Below are 17,767 nucleotides of genomic sequence, written 5' to 3' on the forward strand. Positions count from 1 at the left end.
GGTCTTATTTAAGCTTCCAGCTAGACGAGAGGATAGAAGATATCCCCGATGGGTTAAGCCAAAACCATCTAAGTATCCCCATAAAAAGAAAGATGCCAGTCAGCTTAACTGACTGGCATTACCCAATCGGGGCTTTTTTAATTCTGAAATTAAATGCTAAACACTGTCACTTATTAAAGCAAAGCATCTGATCTAACGCTGGAATTTAATAGTGCATTCGCACTCTTTCAAATTTAAGAAAGCTTAGCTTAATCTATGGATTAACTTTATTTAAATTATATTTATTATTAGGGGTAAATAAAGAATAATAAATTACACGATATTAAGTTCATGTAGCTTTAAATAATTTGAGTAGGTATTTTTTGGAAAGTTTGTAAAAGTGGTGGCCCCTCCCAGACTCGAACTGGGGACCTAACGATTATGAGTCGTGTGCTCTAACCAACTGAGCTAAGGGGCCAACTTTATATAACTGCTAGGCAGTTAATTTTTGAAGCGTTCAGTCACAGAGCGACTAAAGCGGGTTGCAGTATAAAAACTTTTTAGGTGCTTGTCACTACCAAAAACCTTTATTTTAACAATCAACAAGCTAACTGCTTAAATAGTAATCTTTTAAGTGGGTATAAGCATAAAATACAAGATATTTCCCATGATATTCTCTGCATTAAATTATAAAAAACCTCCTCCCACATGTAGTCTTTTATATTTAACGCTCTACTTTTTAAGCAAAGCTGACATATATGTGTAGGCATACAAGGCTGTAAAAAATATGCTTGGGGCTACTGTCAGTGCCAAATTAGGTGTCTGATTAATTACATTCACCATAATTACTAAGCTCGATTGGACAGTAATCGGAATAATAGGCGCAAAAAGTACGCCTGCTATTTTTTTATTAATTAAATACGAGGCGCTAGAGTTAATTGCATTATTAAAACTTTGTCGTATTGCTACGTTTTGTGGTGTTTTAGAATGAAACATACAAATAATTGGAGTTACGAACGCAAGCGTTACATAACTAAACTTATACTTGTTGACGACCATTTCTAAAATAAAGGTAAAAAAAAGCGTTACAAATCCACTATACAAACCTTGCACTAATGCAGCTTGAAGAGTGACCGATTTAGCAATGTCTGCCGCGCTATTTGCCCAGTAGGCCCAACTAAAATAAAAAACGAATGACACAACGCCTGACATTATAAGTCGAATATTCAATTAACTACCTCAATATGCGTAAAAGCTTGGTTTAATGATAACACTAGAAGTGATGGTAATATTGTCACTAAATAATAGAGTAATTAATCGCGTATTGTAGATATATAAACAAACTAATGTTAAAGATTTCCTAACTGGCATCAATACAGAATCAGAACACTGCAGTTAGTTAGAAAGCTTAATTGAAGTAAGCAATGGTTTGGCTGAGGGAATTTTGGGAGTGAGTTACAAGAAATAATCACTTAGTTTGAGTAAATTAAAAATTAGATTTTGATAAAAAATATTTAATTTAAAAACTAATATTGTGAGCCGAACAGTACTGTGGCAATTGTATCATTAGGCCTCAGTAGTCGGCTTACACAATATATAATCTGTCATTATTTTTTCGCAATAATGTAGATTGCATGTATTAAACCTGGGAAATAACCTAGCAGTGTTAATAAAATATTTAACCAAAAATGCATACCTAAGCCAACTTGCAAAAACACACCTAATGGCGGTAATAAAACCGAAAGTATTATACGAATAATATCCATGATCAAACTCCATTTAAATTAAGCATTAGAAAGGCGTAAAGCCCAGTGTTAGTGGGCCTTAACTATACTGTATTATTCAGCAACAATAGCTAGTTTATCAACTACGTCACGAACATCTTCAGCATTTTTAGCAATTTTAACTGCTAGTTGTTTTTCAGCTTCAGACTCTACTGAACCGTTCAGAGTTACAATACCATTGTCGGTATCAACATCGATGTCTGTACCACCAACTTCTGAATCAAACAGGAAGCGAGTTGTGATTACAGTGGTGATTTTAGCGTCCGTTAGGTCGTTATCATCATCGTCCATCATGTCTTTGCTTCTATCCTTTGTGTCCATGCTTTTAACAACGGTAAGGCTGTTTTCAACATCAGATACGCCATCTAGGCTAAGTACAAGTTCTTCTGCTAGCTCTTTATCAAGCTCGCTATTAACTTTACCTGTAAGTACTACCTTGCCATTTTTTACATCAGTGTTAATGTCAAAGTTGTTTAGATTAGTGTTCATAAGTAGAACTGTTTCTGCCTTACCATCAATCCAAGCATCTTTACTTTCGTTTTCCCAGCTGTTTGCTTGGGCACCCATAGCCGTAGTACCAAGAACTAGAGCTGCGATAATAGATTTGTTAAATGTTTTCATAATCTTTCTCCTTTTGATTAAAGACACTTTAACTAATGCGAGCTTTAGGCCAACTTTATTTATATATATATTTCAATAACTTGATGTAACCCTGGGATAAGGCACTATCTATAGCTGTGTAACTATTTACAGGCTACTCGGTAAAACTTTCTCAAATAGTGAAAATAACTAGATAATTGCATTTTTGGTTAATCTATCGTTAATATAACAAAACATAAAACACCATTAAAAATTAAACCATTGATAATTAAGATTATTATATTTGGTGCGTGCTTTGCATATAAACATCAGAAGCAGTATTAATAGCAAACATAATAAGGAATGCCCCATGTCTGTAAAAGTCGAAGACCGCCCAATAGAGCAAGTACGCGAACAAGTAATTGATCAATTAATTTATAATTACAGTCATGGGGTGATTTCTGTTGATGCATTTGAGAGACGCTTAGATAACGCGATGGATGCACTTAATAACGAAGCTCTTTTAGCCTTAGTAGAAGATTTAACACTTAATACTGATCAGCAATATAAAGCAGAAAAACAATCGCAATTTACACCACATTATAGTGCACAACAAAACAGTGATGATGATTTTACATTACGCAGCATTTTAGGCTCTAACGAGCGAAGCGGTCAGTGGGTCGTGCCAAAGAATATATATTTGAGTAACTTTATGGGATCGGTGGTGCTAGATTTTACCGATGCCATTTTTGCGCATCAAAATGTAACTATTCACGTTAACTGTATTTTTGGTAGTGATGAGATTTACGTACCAGAGCATGTAAATGTAGTGTCTAAAATGTTTTGTATTTTAAGTAGCCTTGAAAATAAATCTGTGTCGCTTAACAAACGCCAAGGTCCTACTATTCACATTGAAGGAAAGGCAGTAATGGGCTCAGTCGAAGTAAAAATAAAGCGCACAATTAAAGAAAAATTTATGAGCTTTGCTAATGAGCTAAAAACACAACTTGGCGCTGGAAATAATCGTTCATAAAGCCTCGTTAAGCACCGCACTTTGCGGTGGTTAACCTATTATAAATCGTTATTTCGCTCACTCGGGATATCACTTAAATATTCTACAAATTCTACTTCAAACCCTGCGGGGTCAATAAAATAAACATTCTTTCTAAAAGGGTTCTCACTACCTTGCTTACTTAGAGTAAAACCCGCTTTATTTAAGCGCATTACTACTGCGCTTAAATTATTAGTTACATAAGCAAAGTGTGCAAAACCAACTTGATGGCCCGATAAGCTTCTGTTTTCAGCCTCACCATGATCGCTTATCGCAATATAATGCGTGTCATCCCCAAAGTGTACCCAGCGTCTTGGTTTTCCATGCCAATCGCCTCTGCCCTCACTTCTAATCGACCAATGTGGAAATACAGCGCGATAAAATGTAAGCATACTATCTATATCACTCGCGACTAAGTTTACGTGCTCTAAATACATAATGTTATCCTATCAGTTAAGTTAGGAGTACGATAAAACCTCAAGTTAACTTTAGGTAAAGTGTTATTTAAATTTAATTTATTTAAATGCAGATAATTATTTTTTAAAAATATATAAACTTTTCAATCTTGTATAAAAAACAAACACAAGTATTTGGGGTTTATTGTTTACTTTATGGCAAAAGTCGCTAAAATACGCCGGCTGAAATATATAAACGTTCTTTTACAACCCAAAGGTAATACCATGCATCCAATGTTAAACATTGCGGTTCGCGCTGCGCGCAACGCAGGCAAAATTTTACTTCGCGCAAGTGAAGATTTATCAAAAGTTGAAGTGCAACAAAAAGGCGCTAACGACTTAGTAACTAACATTGATAAAGAAGCCGAAGCCGTAATTCGTGACACTATTTTACAGTCTTACCCTACTCACTCAATTGTTGGTGAAGAACTAGGTGAGCATAAAGGCAAGGATGATGATTACCAATGGATTGTAGATCCTATCGATGGAACAACTAACTTCATCAAAGGTATCCCTCATTACGCGGTTTCTATCGCACTTAAAGTTAAAGGTCGTTTAGACCAAGCTGTTATTTATGATCCAATTCGTGGTGAGCTTTTCACTGCATCTCGCGGTCAAGGCACTCAGTTAAACAGTAAACGTCTACGCGTTAGCAAAACTACGGTTCTTGCAGGCACTGTACTTGCTACTGGTTTCCCTTTCAAAAACAAGAACCACATGGATGCATACACTGAAGCGTTTAAAGCATTATTTGTACACACTGCTGATATTCGCCGTGCAGGTTGTTCTGCTTTAGATATGGCATACGTTGCAGCTGGCCGTGTTGATGGATTTTTTGAAATTGGTTTAAAACCTTGGAACTCTGCTGCGGGCGAACTAATGGTTAAAGAAGCGGGCGGTATGGTTGTAGATTTCGCCGGTGGTAATAACTATAACCACAGCGGCAATATTATCTGTGGTTCACCAAAACTGACTCAAGCAATTATCCGCGAAATTCGTCCAGTATTAACTGAGTCGTTACTTCGCTAATTAAATGCTATTAATAGCATACTAAAAAGGAGCCTAGGCTCCTTTTTTTGTGCCTAAAAATAAGGGTTATCGAGCTTAATCTCTATTGTTTTACCTTTTTCGTAAGGTAACGAGTTTAAATCTTTTGCGAAATATTCATCAAATAAAGCATCAAACTCGCCATTTTCTTGCATTATCTCAAGCCCTTTTTTAATTGCCACTGCAAGCTCTGGCTTACTATTTGATACAAAATAATAAAACCCTGTTGGATAACTCATATATAAATTAGGTACTATCACTAGGTTACTTTGTTTATTTGCCGCTAGCTCTGAATTAACCTCGATAAATGAACGTGGGAAGTAATCAATACGCCCTGCACTTGTTAAGGCAAACATAGCCTGATAATTTGCAAACGGCCTTATATGCAGGCCATTAAACGCCATTATTTTTGTATCAGGCCAATCATGACCTTGTACCGCAGAAAGCCTACCTAACTGCTCTAAGCTAGTAACACCTTTAAATCTAGCAATGCTGTTCTTACTTGTTAATAGCGCCCTTTTACCTATGTAGCCTTTAAATAATGGGATTTTAATCGCAATAGCTAAAGACTCTCTTTCGGGGCTGCTCATACTCCAGTATAAATCTAAATTTTTTGTATCTAGTGCTATTAAAGTACGTTGTTGATGGGGATGAATTAAAACGGGGTTAATCTCTGCAGGGTATTGTGCGCTCACCAATGCTTTTTCTAATAGCTCGTTAAGGTAGTCGTCACGAGCATATTGCACACGCTGCTCCTGCGCTACATTTACGATATTTACCTCACTCGCTAAAGCGCTGCATACAAACAAACTTACTACGTTAATCAAATACTTTAATGGCAACATAATTATCACCCTAGTTATTATCGGTAGTTTTAACAGTTATTATTAATAGTTTAAATTATCGCGTTATTTAAGCTAAACAGCTTCCAGCGCCTAAATATAAGATGACGATATTATGATTAATAACCGCGCTATTAATACTTATTTTAAATACATAGTACGACGTTACACTCATGGCGTGCTCTACAAAGTTAGCACTGTTTATTCATACTTGCACAGTAAAGCTAAAACAATCGTGAGCACAAATATATTACAGGCAATAAAAAACCGCCCAATGAGCGGTTTTTTAAAGTAGTTACAAAACCATTACGGCATAGCGTCTTGGTCTGCGCCTTCTTTTTCTATCACTTCAGGTATTAAATCTTCTTTGCTTACGCCCATTGCTATAGCAACAGAGCTTGCAACATAAATCGAAGAATAAGTACCAATAAACACACCAAACAGTAATGCAGTTGCAAAACCATGAATGGTTTGTCCGCCCCATGCAAACAAGGCAATCAATACTAAAATAGTCGTGATTGATGTTACAAGTGTACGGTTAAGTGTTTGCGTAAGTGAAATATCAATAATTTCTATCGTATCGTCAATGCGTACCTTACGGAAGTTTTCACGTATACGGTCTGATACAACAATCGTATCATTGAGTGAATAACCAATTACCGCAAGAATTGCCGCTAATATAGTTAAATCAAACTCTAAACCTAATACCGAAAATAAACCCACAGTAATGATAACATCGTGTAGTAGTGCACCTACCGCACCTACTGCAAAGCGCCATTCAAAACGAAACGCAACGTAGATTAAGATACAAATAAGCGCAGTTAACATGGCAAGGCCACCCTGCTCTTTTAAGTCTTCACCTACACTTGGGCCTACAAATTCAATACGGCGCATTACTACGCTGTCGTCTGCTTTTTTAAGTGCATCGATTACTTGGTTACCAATTACTTCAGCTTTTACATCGCTACCGCGTGGTGCTAAGCGAACTAAAATTTCTTGGCTTGAACCAAATAGCTGCACTGATGCATCAGCAAAACCATTATCAGCTAGTGCATCACGTACTTTTTTAAGGTCAGCCGGTTGTGAAAAACCCACTTCTACCGCAGTACCGCCGGTAAAATCTAAACCAAAGTTTAGGCCTTTGATAAAAATTGATGCAAACGACGCTAAAATTAGTAGCGTCGAGAAACCCATAGCCACTTTTCGAAGAGACATGAAACGAAGGGTTCTACTACCCAAACTTAAAATTTGCATGTCTGCTCCTTAAATCGAAAGTTTATCAATGCGTTTACCACCAACAAATAAGTTGATTACCGCACGGGTACCAACGATGGCTGTAAACATTGAAGTTAAAATACCAATCGCAAGTGTCACTGCAAAGCCCGCAATCGGACCAGTGCCCACTGCAAACAGTATAATGGCAGCAATTAGTGTCGTGATGTTGGCATCAAATATAGTGCTAAATGCGCTATCGTAACCAAAATGAATCGCTTGTTGAGGGCTACGGCCATCGGCCAGCTCTTCACGAATACGTTCAAAAATAAGTACGTTAGCATCAACCGCCATACCTACCGTTAATACAATACCGGCAATACCTGGTAGCGTAAGTGTAGCGCCCGGAATTAAAGACATAACACCTACAATTAGTACTAAGTTAGCCGCAAGCGCAAGGTTTGCAACCATACCAAAACCTTTGTAGTACACAAGCATAAACACAAGTACAAACGCAAAGCCAAGTGCAACCGCAGTCATACCCGCTTCAATATTTTCTTGTCCTAAGCTTGGACCTACTGTGCGCTCTTCAACAATTTGAATTGGCGCTACAAGTGCACCAGCACGAAGTAGTAAACTTAAGTTATGTGCTTCTGCTGGGTTATCAATGCCAGTAATACGGAACGAGCGATCAAGACGGGCTTGAATCGTTGCTACGTTAATAACTTCTTCAACCTTAATAGGCGGAAGCGCTTTACCGTCTGCATCTTTTTTACCTGATGGCTTGTACTCAATGAATACCGTTGCCATACGCTTACCAATAGCACGCTTGGTAAAGGCATTCATTTTTGCCCCACCTTTGCTATCTAGCGTAATACTTACTTGCGGACGTTGGTATTCATCAGCGCCAGATTGCGCGCCCGTAATATGGCTACCCTCTAAAATAATACGCTTTTTAAGTACAACAGGGTAACCGTCGCGGCTCATGATCATTTCAGTACCCGCTGGGATACGACCTTGGGCTGCAGCGCTAATATCTGCGTTTTCGTCTACTTCACGAAATTCAAGTGTTGCTGTCGCGCCTAAAATTTCTTTAGCACGTGCAGTATCTTGAATACCTGGTAGTTGAACAATAATACGCTCAGCACCTTGGCGTTGTACGTTAGGCTCTGCAACACCAATTTGGTTGATACGGTTACGAATAATCGTTTCATTTTGCTTGATAGCGTAGTCACGAATTTCTTTGAGTTTTTGCTCACTCATTGTCGCAAAAAATGCTTTATCGTTACTGCTGTCATCAATGTAGACATTTAGCGGGTAGCGAGTTTCTAAGAAACTCTCTGCAGCATTTTTGTCTTCTTCGGTACGCATTTCTACACGCATACGATCGGAGCCTGCTACACGGCGAACACTACGATAACGTAGTTTTTCTTCGCGCAGGTCACTGCGAAAATCTTGTTCCATTTGCTCAAGCTGGTTATCAACCGCTGTTGCCATGTCGATTTCCATGGTGAAATGTACGCCACCACTTAAATCAAGACCTAGCTTCATAGGGTTACCACCAACCGCTTTTAACCAAGCTGGTTGAGCAGGTGCCATATTAATAGCAGAAATGTAATCATCGCTCAGCGAATCACGCAGTAAGTCATGCGCTTTAAGCTGCTCTTCAACATTTTTTAAACGAACTAAAATTTGTCCATCTTCAAGTATTGTCGATTTAGCGGTTACATTATTTGTTTTAAGGATTGCGTTTACTTTGTCTACAACACTGAGATCTACATCAGCGCCTTTAGCACCTGAAACTTGTATGGCCGGATCGCGACCATACAAGTTTGGAGAGGCATATAAAAGGCCAATGGCTACCACAGCTAAAACAAGTAAATACTTCCAAACTGGAAACTTGTTTAACACGGGGTCGTCCTTATTATTTTTATAGCGACTTCATTGTGCCTTTTGGCAATACTGCAGATACTGCAGATTTTTGTACTGTAACTTCTGCTTGCTCGTTTAAAGAGATAACGATGAAATCTTTCTCTTCAGAAATTTTCACAATTTTACCCACTAAACCGCCTTGGGTAAGTACTTCATCACCTTTAGCCATCATACTCATTAAGCTTTTGTGCTCTTTAACGCGCTTAGCTTGTGGGCGGTAGATTAAAAAGTAAAAAACCAAACCGAAAATAGCTAACATTATTAGCATTTCCCAACCACCGCCTGCCGCAGGTTGACCAGCTGCTGCGTGTGCATTTGAAATAAATAAACTCATGATACTTCCTCTTTAATTTTAAAGTTTAATTTTTTATATCTGCTAACTCTGGCACATCTTGGCCTCGGCGAGCATAAAAATCTTGTACAAATTCTTCTAATTTACCTTCGCTAATTGCATTACGTAAACCTTCCATAACACGTTGATAGTAACGTAAGTTATGAATTGTGTTTAGTCGCGCACCTAAAATTTCGTTACATTTATCAAGGTGATGCAAATAAGCTCGTGAATAGTTTTTACACGTATGGCAATCACACTCAGGGTCAAGTGGCCCTGTATCTGTTTTATGCACTGCGTTACGTATTTTTACTACACCCGTGGTAATAAATAAATGGCCGTTACGCGCATTACGTGTTGGCATAACACAGTCAAACATATCAATACCACGGCGAACCGACTCAACTAAGTCTTCTGGCTTGCCTACACCCATAAGGTAACGAGGCTTGTCTTCTGGCATTTTAAACGCACAATGATCAAGGATATTCATCATTTCGTTTTTAGGCTCACCTACTGATAGGCCGCCTAATGCATAACCGTCAAAACCAATTTCTTCAAGACCAGCTTGTGATTGTGCACGTAATTCTGGGTACATACCACCTTGGATAATACCAAATAAAGCAGATGGATTATCGCCATGCCCTTCTTTTGAGCGCTTAGCCCAACGAAGAGATAACTCCATAGAATCTTTAGCTTCTTTTTCAGTTGCTGGGTATGGCGTACACTCGTCAAAAATCATAACGATGTCTGAGCCTAAGTCGCGCTGTACTTCCATCGACTTTTCAGGCGACATCATAATTTCATCACCATTTACTGGAGATTGAAATAAAACGCCTTCTTCAGTGATTTTGCGCATTGCGCCTAAGCTAAATACTTGAAAACCGCCTGAGTCAGTTAAAATTGGGAAGTCCCAATTCATAAAGTCGTGTAAATCACCATGTTGTTTAATGATCTCAGTACCTGGGCGAAGCATTAAATGAAAGGTATTACCTAAACATATTTGCGCACCAGTGGCTTTAACTTCATCTGGCGTCATACCTTTTACAGTACCGTAAGTACCAACAGGCATAAAAGCAGGTGTTTCTATTACACCACGGTCAAAAATTAAGCGGCCGCGGCGCGCTTTTCCGTCAGTACAATCTAATTCAAATTTCATATCATCCTCAATGTCGGAAAAACAGTCCAACAAGCTATAATTTAACCGCCTGATTCTACCCTTTTTGCCTCACTAATACTATTAGCTGCGATAAATTCAGTTTTGCCAATTGCCGCAAACAAAAACCCCAGCAACTAAGCTGGGGGTTTTAATATATTCGACTGAGTATTAAACAATATTTTGTTACTTACGTGTTAAAAACATCGCGTCGCCATAACTAAAAAAGCGGTACTGCTGCTCTATTGCAGTATTGTAAGCGCCCATAATATTGTCTTGGCCGCTAAATGCGCTGACTAACATTATAAGCGTTGATTCTGGTAGGTGAAAATTTGTGACCATGGCATCAACAACATTAAATTGATAACCCGGAAAAATAAATATATCGGTATCACCAAAATACGTGTCTAACTTGCCGCCGTGAACTTTAGCAGCCGACTCTAATGAGCGAACTGAAGTTGTGCCTATCGCAATTACACGCCCACCATTTGCTTTAGTTTGCGCAACAGCTGCAACTACGTCATCAGGTACTTCTATGTATTCTGAGTGCATTACATGCTCATCAACACTATCAACTCGTACCGGCTGAAAAGTACCAGCGCCAACGTGTAGCGTAACAAAAGCCATATTTACGCCTTTATCTTTGAGTGCTGTCATTAACTTATCGTCAAAATGTAGACCTGCAGTTGGTGCTGCAACTGCACCTGGTTTTTCACCATAAACAGTTTGATAACGCTCACGGTCAGCATCGGTATCAGGTCGGTCAATATAAGGAGGCAGTGGCATATGGCCAATATCATTAAGTATATCTAACACGTTTTGGCTATGATCGAACTCAAGCTCAAATAAAGTATCGTGGCGTGCAACCATTATTGCCTTGGCTTTGCCTTCTAAAATAACTTCGTTACCGAACTTAAGCGACTTGCTTGCCCGTACATGCGCAAGTACGCGATGCTCATCTAATACCCGCTCTACAAGTACTTCAACTTTTCCGCCTGAAGCTTTTTGACCAAACATACGTGCTGGAATAACGCGTGTATTGTTAAAGACCAATAAATCGCCTTCGTTTACTAGATCAAGTATATCGCTAAACACTTTATGTTCTAAAGTTCCGCTTGGGCCATCTAAAGTGAGTAGACGGCTGCTGGTTCTGTCCGCTTTAGGAAAACGAGCTATTAATTCATCAGGTAAGTCAAAGCTAAAGTCAGCCACGCGCATAATTAGTAATCCACATCATTTAAAATCGCGCCAAGTGTATATGTATCGGATATTAAGCTCAAGAAATCAGCCAAACTTATAATGTCTGTTTGCGTGTTTGCCATTAAATTCTCTTGTTCTTATGGTTAAATGTCACTATTCTTATTCGGCTAAATTATTATAAGTTATATTAGGGGTGTTCAACTCGTGCCAAACCAGCTTAAATTGCTAATATTAAACGCAAGTAGTGCTGAACGTCGCGCGATTAAGGGCACTTTAGAGAGCTTAAATGTATTTACCTTTATTGATGCCCAAGACAGCCAACAAGCTTTAAAGCTTTTGAAACAACACCCTGTTGATATTATAATAACGGGCATTAATGTTGGTAAAATTGATGGCTGGCGCTTTTCTAGGATGATCCGCTCAGGATTATTAAAAACACCAAAAAACACACCAATCTTACTTATTCCGCCAATTTACTGTGAGCGGATTGCCGAAACAACAGCCCGAAGCTATGGGATAGATGCTGTGCTACCGTTTGAGCACAAAGATATGCTCCCTCAAGTACTTGCGAATGTTTTATCTACTCACTTAGAAAAAAGTAGCCGGCTAAACTTATTATTATTAGAGCCACTTCAAAATACGGCCGACAAAATTAGTGAACAGTTAAAGTTAAACTTTGCTATTACTCACGTTACCTCAGCTAAAGCAGCACTCAACGCTTACAACCAACAGCAGTTTTCAATTGTGCTACTCGATGCCACTACATTAAGTGCAGGGAGCTCGAGTGTACTCGTTGAAGAAATACTACAGCACAATTCTAAACAAGCTATTGTTACGATTATAGAAAGTGATGATGCTGATTACGCTGAGCAGCTTTTGCTCTCTGGTGTTACCGATTTTATTAGAGCCCCATACGACCCTTCATTTTTAAATAAAGTGTGTGACCACGCCGCACGACGTGAAGATTTTATGGTGAGTTATGCTGAGTTTGCTTACAAAGTAGAGCAGCTTAGCGTGAGCGAAGTGCGTTACAAAGAGTTATTTTCGGCTCATCAGCGTATTTTATTGCATTTGAATACGGTTGTTTTAGAGCTTGATCAGCAAGGGCATATTCGTTTTATTAACCCTGCATGGGAGACATTAAGCGGTTTTGGTGTTAAATCATCACTACAAACCCCATTAAGCGTTTATTGTAATAACGAAGATAAAGGAAGACTAAATTATACGATTAATGACATTTTACATGGTGGCGAGCAACAGCAACAAATAGAAGTAAAGCTCACCCATAAAAATGGCAATTTAATTTGGGTCGAATGCAGATTACAGCTAATCAAAAATAGTCGTAATAACGCGACCATAACCGCCACTATCGACAACATACACGAACGTAAACAAGCAGAGATCCAACTACGTCATTTAGCACACCATGACCCATTAACTGGTTTACATAACCGTTATTACTTTGATCAACAGCTTAATAAAATATGCCAAGATAAATACACGTATGATGGTATAGAGCATGCTGTTATTTATATTGACCTCGATCACTTTAAAATAATAAACGACAGCAAAGGTCACCACCAAGGTGACATAGTATTAAAAGAAGTGGCGCAATTATTTAAAGCAAATATTGGCGAAGACCATTTGGTGTGCCGAATAGGCGGCGATGAGTTTGCAGTCATACTTACCAATATGAATTTACTGGATGCACACCTTATTGCTGAAGGTGTGTGCAGCGCAATAGAAAAACATGCTTTTAAATCAGAAGATCAGATATACACAATTAGCTGCTCTATCGGTTTAACTCAAATTACGACACAAAACAATGACCCTAATGAATGTTTAAAACAAGCCGATATTGCTTTGTATATTGCCAAAAATTTAGGGCGTAACTTAGTACATTGCTATTCAAAAGAGGACGCCCAAAACAATACACTTCAAACTGGGCTTGAATGGGGTCACGAAATTCGCCAAGCACTGCAGCAAGATAATATTGAACTGCATTACCAACCTATTTGGGATTTTAAAGAGTGTAAAGTTGCTTATTTTGAAGCGCTCTTACGCTTAAAACTCAAAGGTGAACTTGTATACCCAAATCAATTTATTCCCTCTTTAGAGATGCTTAACGACACATTTTTGATGGATCAATGCGTTATACGTAATGCCGTTGCTTGTGTGTCTAAGCACCCAGAGTTAAACCAAGTTGCTATCAATTTGTCAGCACAATCATTTTTAGATGAACGCTTACTGCCATTAATTGAATCAAATCTTGAAAAGTATAACGTGCCCGCTTCGCGGATAATTTTTGAAATAACTGAATCTGCGAGTATTAATAACTTAAAAGCCACTCGTAAAATGATCGAGAAGCTTAATAGCTTAGGCTGTCATTTTTCTATCGATGATTTTGGAACTGGCTTTAGTACATTTAATTATTTAAAGCAGCTTCCGGCACAGCATGTAAAAATTGATGGCTCATTTGTAAGTGGCATGCTTAATGACCCTATAGACTTAGCGTTAGTAAAAGCAATAAATGATATTAGTCGGTCTCTCGGTAAGCTTTCTGTAGCTGAGTACGTTGAAAACGAAGAGATATTTTTTGCACTAAAAGAGATAGGTGTTGATTATGGACAAGGCTACTTTATTGCACGCCCAATACCTGTTGAAAAAGTAAAAGATGAACTTGAAAAAATTTCAAAAAATAAAACGTTTTACCAACAACAAGCTAGCCTAAAATAAACAAAATTAAACAATTTGTTACTACCAATATTACTTTTCTTGCCTATACTTTCAGTATCAAATGAAAAATGTCGTATCTTTTAATGCATTTCACTTTAAAAACATGACATTACCTTTTGGCGACGTAGTACTGATATTTGTATTAGGTTTCAAAGCTATTTGGGCTTTTAAGGAGAAAGGTATGACACAGCTAGTTATGTTATTACTGATTATACATTTTGCAATCGCGTATCAGTGTTATCGTTACGCAAATATTAAAGGCTACCCAGTTAAGGTTTTTACTGTATTAGGCTGCGTGCCTTACTTTAACTTAGTGGTATGGATTTATTTACTATTTTTACCCGAACTTGAACCTTTTGAAAGCCATCTTCAAAATCAAAAGCAGCCTTTATAGGCTGCTTTCATTCATTTCCTATTCTAATTTAGAAAAATCTAAACTACATTGACGCTTTAAAAATACCTCAAGCTGTTGACTAAATAACTTAAAGTCGCGGATCCGCCCCGTAGTTTTACGCCACAATATGCCAATATCTCTATATGCATCACTTTGTGATGGTGTAGCCACCATATTTTTATTATCTAAAATTCCGGCGTTAATCGCCATTTGTGGTAAAAAAGTCACCCCGAGCTGATGCTCAACCATACTCAATAATGTATGCAAGCTTGCTGCTTCGAATGGGTTAATACAACTAGCACGATTTAAATGACATGCACTAAGCGCATGGCCTGTCATACAGTGCTCACGCTCGAGTAAGAATACGCTAGCCTCTGGTAATAGATTAAAGTCGACTACGCCCTTTGCAGCGCTGTAATCCTTATGGTGCACTAAACTAAACTGATCTTTTGCCAATACTTGTGTATGAAATTTATCGGTTTCGTATGGCAGTGCAAGTAGCGCTAAATCAATATGCCCATGCTCAAGTTTATCCAATAGCTTATCACTTGTATCTTCTATTAAAACCAGCTCTAAATCACAAAAGGTTTCTTTACAAAAGTGATACAGAGGAGCCGCTATAAAGCTAGCAATTGTAGGTATAACACCCACTGTTAATTTACCACTCAGTGGTGTTAAAAAGCTTTTAGTGAGCTCTTTTAAACTAATTGTATCGTTAATTATTTTACGAGAGCGCTCAACAACTTCTTCACCAATACTGGTAAACATAAGGCTGCGATTTTCGCGTTCAATAAGCTGGCAACCCAAAGTTTCTTCAAGATTTTGAATAGCACTGCTTAAAGTAGATTGTCCAATAAAACAGGCACTGGCAGCTCTGCCAAAGTGCTGATGTTGATGAACAGCTAATAAATACTGTAGCTGTTTGATACTTGGAAGGTTAGTCATTTTTTCTTTCCACAAATAAAAAGACCCCAACACCTAGGGCATTGAGATCTTTTCAAGCTAAAAGTCTTTGAGTACTTTTTTGTTAAACCCCAAATGCGGTTCTTAGTACGTAGAAAATAACAATAGCAAGGGCAGCGCCAACTGGCAATGTAATTACCCAAGAAACTACGATGTTTCTGATAACACCCATGTTAAGTGCACCAATTCCACGTGCCATACCTACACCTAGTACCGCACCTACTAAGGTTTGAGTAGTAGAGATTGGCATACCAGTACCTGATGCAATAACAACGGTAGAAGCAGCGGCTAGTTCAGCAGCAAAACCACGGCTAGGTGTTAAATGCGTAATACCTTCACCAATCGTTTTGATTACTTTTTTGCCTAAAATAGCAAGACCCGCAACAATACCAAAACCACCTAAAGGTAGAATCCACCAAGCAATAGCGGCTTTCTTAGCAATTTCACCATTGTTTTCAACTATATTTACAACAGCAGCTAATGGACCAATTGCATTAGCGACGTCGTTAGAACCATGTGCAAAGGCCATACAACATGCTGTTAATACCATTAGAACAGCAAACACTTTTTCAACATTGTTGAACTGCATTTGTTTATCTGCTTTTGGATCGATATTTAAACGAGAAATAGCAATTTTACCAATAATAGCAACAACTACTGCAACTGCGATTGCAAGGGCATACCCTTCGGCTGCACCTAAATCAACACCAACATGCTTTAAGCCTTTTTTAATTGTAACCAAGGCCATTATAAAACCTGCTAAACCCATATAAAGTGGTACATAGCGTTTAGCATTTTTTAGTGGTGCATCTGTATTGAAAATAAGTTTTTGTGCACTCATAAATATTAAGTATGCAATAAAGCCTGATATGGCGGGCGTTATAATCCAACTACCAACAATACCACCTACTTTATCCCATTGAATCGCCTCAGTACCTACTGCAACTAACGCAAAACCAATGATTGCACCAATGATTGAGTGAGTCGTTGATACTGGCCAACCTAAGAACGAGGCCATTAATAACCAAGCACCCGCTGCAAATAAAGACGAAATCATACCCAGAACCATAAGCTCCGGAATATCTGCAAACGGTGCCGCATCAATAATTCCTTTACGAATTGTTGATGTAACCTCACCACCCGCTAAGTAAGCGCCTGCAAATTCAAAAATCATCGCAATAAAAATTGCTTGTTTGATTGTAAGTGCTTTTGAACCTACAGATGTACCCATGGCGTTAGCTACGTCGTTCGCGCCAATACCATAAGCCATAAAAAAGCCGACTGCTGCGGCAATTAAAATTAATACCGTGCCGTAAGATGCAATGATATCCATTGTAAAACCTTAATCTTTCGTGTTTGAACTGATTTTAAATTAACGAGCTAACATCAGCTCAAGACGTGATCCTACGCGCTCTGCAATATCTGCAAGCTCGCCAACCCATTCAATGATTTTGTATAAAAACATCACATCAATTGGATTTAACTCACCCTCTACATCACGTAGCTGGCGGCGTACTTTTATCTGCATTTCGTCCGTGTCTTGTTCTATGGCATCCAATTCAACTAACATTTTTTCTACTAAGGTGACTTCTCGACCTTTAAAACCCGTTTCTAACAATTCTTCTAACTCGTTAATTGCCTTTGATGCTTGTTTAGTCGCATCTACACAACGAGTTAAGTAAGCTAAAAAGTCAGTTTGCATAACTTTTGGTATGGTCATTTCACGACCAATTACTCGCCCAGCTATGTCTTTCGCTTTATTGGCAATTTTATCTTGTTGAGTTACTAATTCGAGAAGATCTGTACGCTCTACCGGCATGAATAAACCACGCGGTAACTGTAAACGTATATCTCTTTTCATATCATCAGCTTCACGTTCTAAATTGCGAATAGTGATGCGAAGCTCTTCTGCCTGTACCCACTCTTCTTTAAATACGTGATTAAAAAAAGGTATCAAAGCTTTACTTGCTTGATGAACCTTCTTGATGTGTTCTTCCATTGGTTTGATAGGAGATTTTGCAAATACTCCTAAAAACGCGTTTGTAGGCATAACTGACCCTTTAATCAAATTGATATGCTTTGCAGCATGAATTTTACAGTATTAACCAA

At 38.3% G+C, this 17,767-nt stretch carries 18 protein-coding genes and 1 tRNA gene; 5 read left to right on the forward strand and 14 right to left on the reverse strand.

The features are described from left to right. Positions 1–191 (forward strand): hypothetical protein (locus I6F10_RS20220; RefSeq protein WP_231619932.1); only part of this gene is annotated, 191 nt, incomplete at its 5' end. A gap of 189 nt (positions 192–380) precedes the next feature. Here the strand turns inward: I6F10_RS20220 and I6F10_RS10395 are convergent. The 4 genes from I6F10_RS10395 to I6F10_RS10410 all read right to left on the reverse strand — a co-directional run bounded on the left by I6F10_RS10395 (position 381) and on the right by I6F10_RS10410 (position 2,384). Continuing rightward, positions 381–457 (reverse strand) — tRNA-Ile (locus tag I6F10_RS10395). Between the two features lie 254 nt (positions 458–711). Further along, the gene (locus I6F10_RS10400) at positions 712–1,209 is read right to left on the reverse strand and encodes a hypothetical protein (RefSeq protein WP_231619928.1); all 498 of its coding nucleotides are present in this window, start codon (positions 1,207–1,209) and stop codon (positions 712–714) included. A 377-nt stretch (positions 1,210–1,586) separates the two neighbouring features. After that, on the reverse strand, positions 1,587–1,745 hold the full coding sequence (locus tag I6F10_RS10405; RefSeq protein WP_002957822.1) for a YqaE/Pmp3 family membrane protein: 159 nt from the start codon (positions 1,743–1,745) through the stop codon (positions 1,587–1,589). A 72-nt stretch (positions 1,746–1,817) separates the two neighbouring features. Then, positions 1,818–2,384, reverse strand: a complete 567-nt coding sequence (locus I6F10_RS10410; protein ID WP_101162740.1) for a BON domain-containing protein — start codon at positions 2,382–2,384, stop codon at positions 1,818–1,820. 328 nt (positions 2,385–2,712) lie between these two features. Here I6F10_RS10410 and I6F10_RS10415 point away from each other — a divergent pair, with 328 nt between their 5' ends. Next, positions 2,713–3,375, forward strand: coding sequence for a LiaF domain-containing protein (locus I6F10_RS10415; RefSeq protein WP_182194426.1), 663 nt, complete (start codon positions 2,713–2,715; stop codon positions 3,373–3,375). Positions 3,376–3,413: 38 nt separating this feature from the next. Here I6F10_RS10415 and I6F10_RS10420 read toward each other — a convergent pair whose 3' ends face one another. Then, positions 3,414–3,830: a VOC family protein gene (locus tag I6F10_RS10420; protein ID WP_197098795.1), complete on the reverse strand. Its 417-nt coding sequence runs from the start codon at positions 3,828–3,830 to the stop codon at positions 3,414–3,416. A 243-nt stretch (positions 3,831–4,073) separates the two neighbouring features. Between I6F10_RS10420 and suhB the strand changes: the two genes are divergently transcribed. Beyond that, entirely contained in the window at positions 4,074–4,877 is an 804-nt protein-coding gene (gene suhB / locus I6F10_RS10425; protein WP_002957826.1) for an inositol-1-monophosphatase, read from the forward strand. 53 nt (positions 4,878–4,930) lie between these two features. Here the strand turns inward: suhB and I6F10_RS10430 are convergent, their stop codons facing one another. From I6F10_RS10430 to queA, 6 genes are all read right to left on the reverse strand, one after another. Beyond that, positions 4,931–5,740 (reverse strand): substrate-binding periplasmic protein, encoded by an 810-nt coding sequence (locus tag I6F10_RS10430; protein WP_182194431.1) that lies wholly within the window; start codon positions 5,738–5,740, stop codon positions 4,931–4,933. Positions 5,741–6,043: 303 nt separating this feature from the next. Beyond that, complete coding sequence (gene secF / locus I6F10_RS10435) at positions 6,044–6,991, reverse strand: protein translocase subunit SecF (RefSeq protein ID WP_002957828.1); 948 nt, start codon at positions 6,989–6,991, stop codon at positions 6,044–6,046. 9 nt (positions 6,992–7,000) lie between these two features. Continuing rightward, the gene (gene secD / locus I6F10_RS10440; protein ID WP_002957829.1) at positions 7,001–8,860 is read right to left on the reverse strand and encodes a protein translocase subunit SecD; all 1,860 of its coding nucleotides are present in this window, start codon (positions 8,858–8,860) and stop codon (positions 7,001–7,003) included. Positions 8,861–8,879: 19 nt separating this feature from the next. Further along, positions 8,880–9,215 (reverse strand): preprotein translocase subunit YajC, encoded by a 336-nt coding sequence (gene yajC / locus I6F10_RS10445; protein ID WP_002957830.1) that lies wholly within the window; start codon positions 9,213–9,215, stop codon positions 8,880–8,882. 25 nt (positions 9,216–9,240) lie between these two features. Continuing rightward, positions 9,241–10,368, reverse strand: coding sequence for a tRNA guanosine(34) transglycosylase Tgt (gene tgt / locus I6F10_RS10450; protein ID WP_002957831.1), 1,128 nt, complete (start codon positions 10,366–10,368; stop codon positions 9,241–9,243). A 183-nt stretch (positions 10,369–10,551) separates the two neighbouring features. Then, on the reverse strand, positions 10,552–11,583 hold the full coding sequence (gene queA, locus I6F10_RS10455; protein ID WP_182194433.1) for a tRNA preQ1(34) S-adenosylmethionine ribosyltransferase-isomerase QueA: 1,032 nt from the start codon (positions 11,581–11,583) through the stop codon (positions 10,552–10,554). A gap of 186 nt (positions 11,584–11,769) precedes the next feature. On the opposite strand from queA, the gene I6F10_RS10460 reads away from it, so the two are divergent. Next, the gene (locus tag I6F10_RS10460; RefSeq protein ID WP_197098796.1) at positions 11,770–14,301 is read left to right on the forward strand and encodes a two-component system response regulator; all 2,532 of its coding nucleotides are present in this window, start codon (positions 11,770–11,772) and stop codon (positions 14,299–14,301) included. Between the two features lie 181 nt (positions 14,302–14,482). Next, the gene (locus I6F10_RS10465) at positions 14,483–14,695 is read left to right on the forward strand and encodes a hypothetical protein (protein WP_002957835.1); all 213 of its coding nucleotides are present in this window, start codon (positions 14,483–14,485) and stop codon (positions 14,693–14,695) included. Between the two features lie 18 nt (positions 14,696–14,713). On the opposite strand, the gene I6F10_RS10470 is transcribed toward I6F10_RS10465, so the two are convergent. The 3 genes from I6F10_RS10470 to I6F10_RS10480 all read right to left on the reverse strand — a co-directional run bounded on the left by I6F10_RS10470 (position 14,714) and on the right by I6F10_RS10480 (position 17,708). Beyond that, a complete protein-coding gene (locus tag I6F10_RS10470) occupies positions 14,714–15,640 on the reverse strand; it encodes a hydrogen peroxide-inducible genes activator (RefSeq protein WP_024600190.1) in 927 nt (308 codons plus the stop codon). A gap of 82 nt (positions 15,641–15,722) precedes the next feature. After that, a complete protein-coding gene (locus I6F10_RS10475; protein WP_007586466.1) occupies positions 15,723–16,991 on the reverse strand; it encodes an inorganic phosphate transporter in 1,269 nt (422 codons plus the stop codon). Positions 16,992–17,030: 39 nt separating this feature from the next. Continuing rightward, a complete protein-coding gene (locus tag I6F10_RS10480) occupies positions 17,031–17,708 on the reverse strand; it encodes a TIGR00153 family protein (protein ID WP_024600191.1) in 678 nt (225 codons plus the stop codon). Positions 17,709–17,767 lie beyond the last annotated feature (59 nt).

This window comes from Pseudoalteromonas sp. SWYJZ98, from assembly GCF_015864495.1.
Taxonomy (GTDB): domain Bacteria; phylum Pseudomonadota; class Gammaproteobacteria; order Enterobacterales; family Alteromonadaceae; genus Pseudoalteromonas; species Pseudoalteromonas distincta.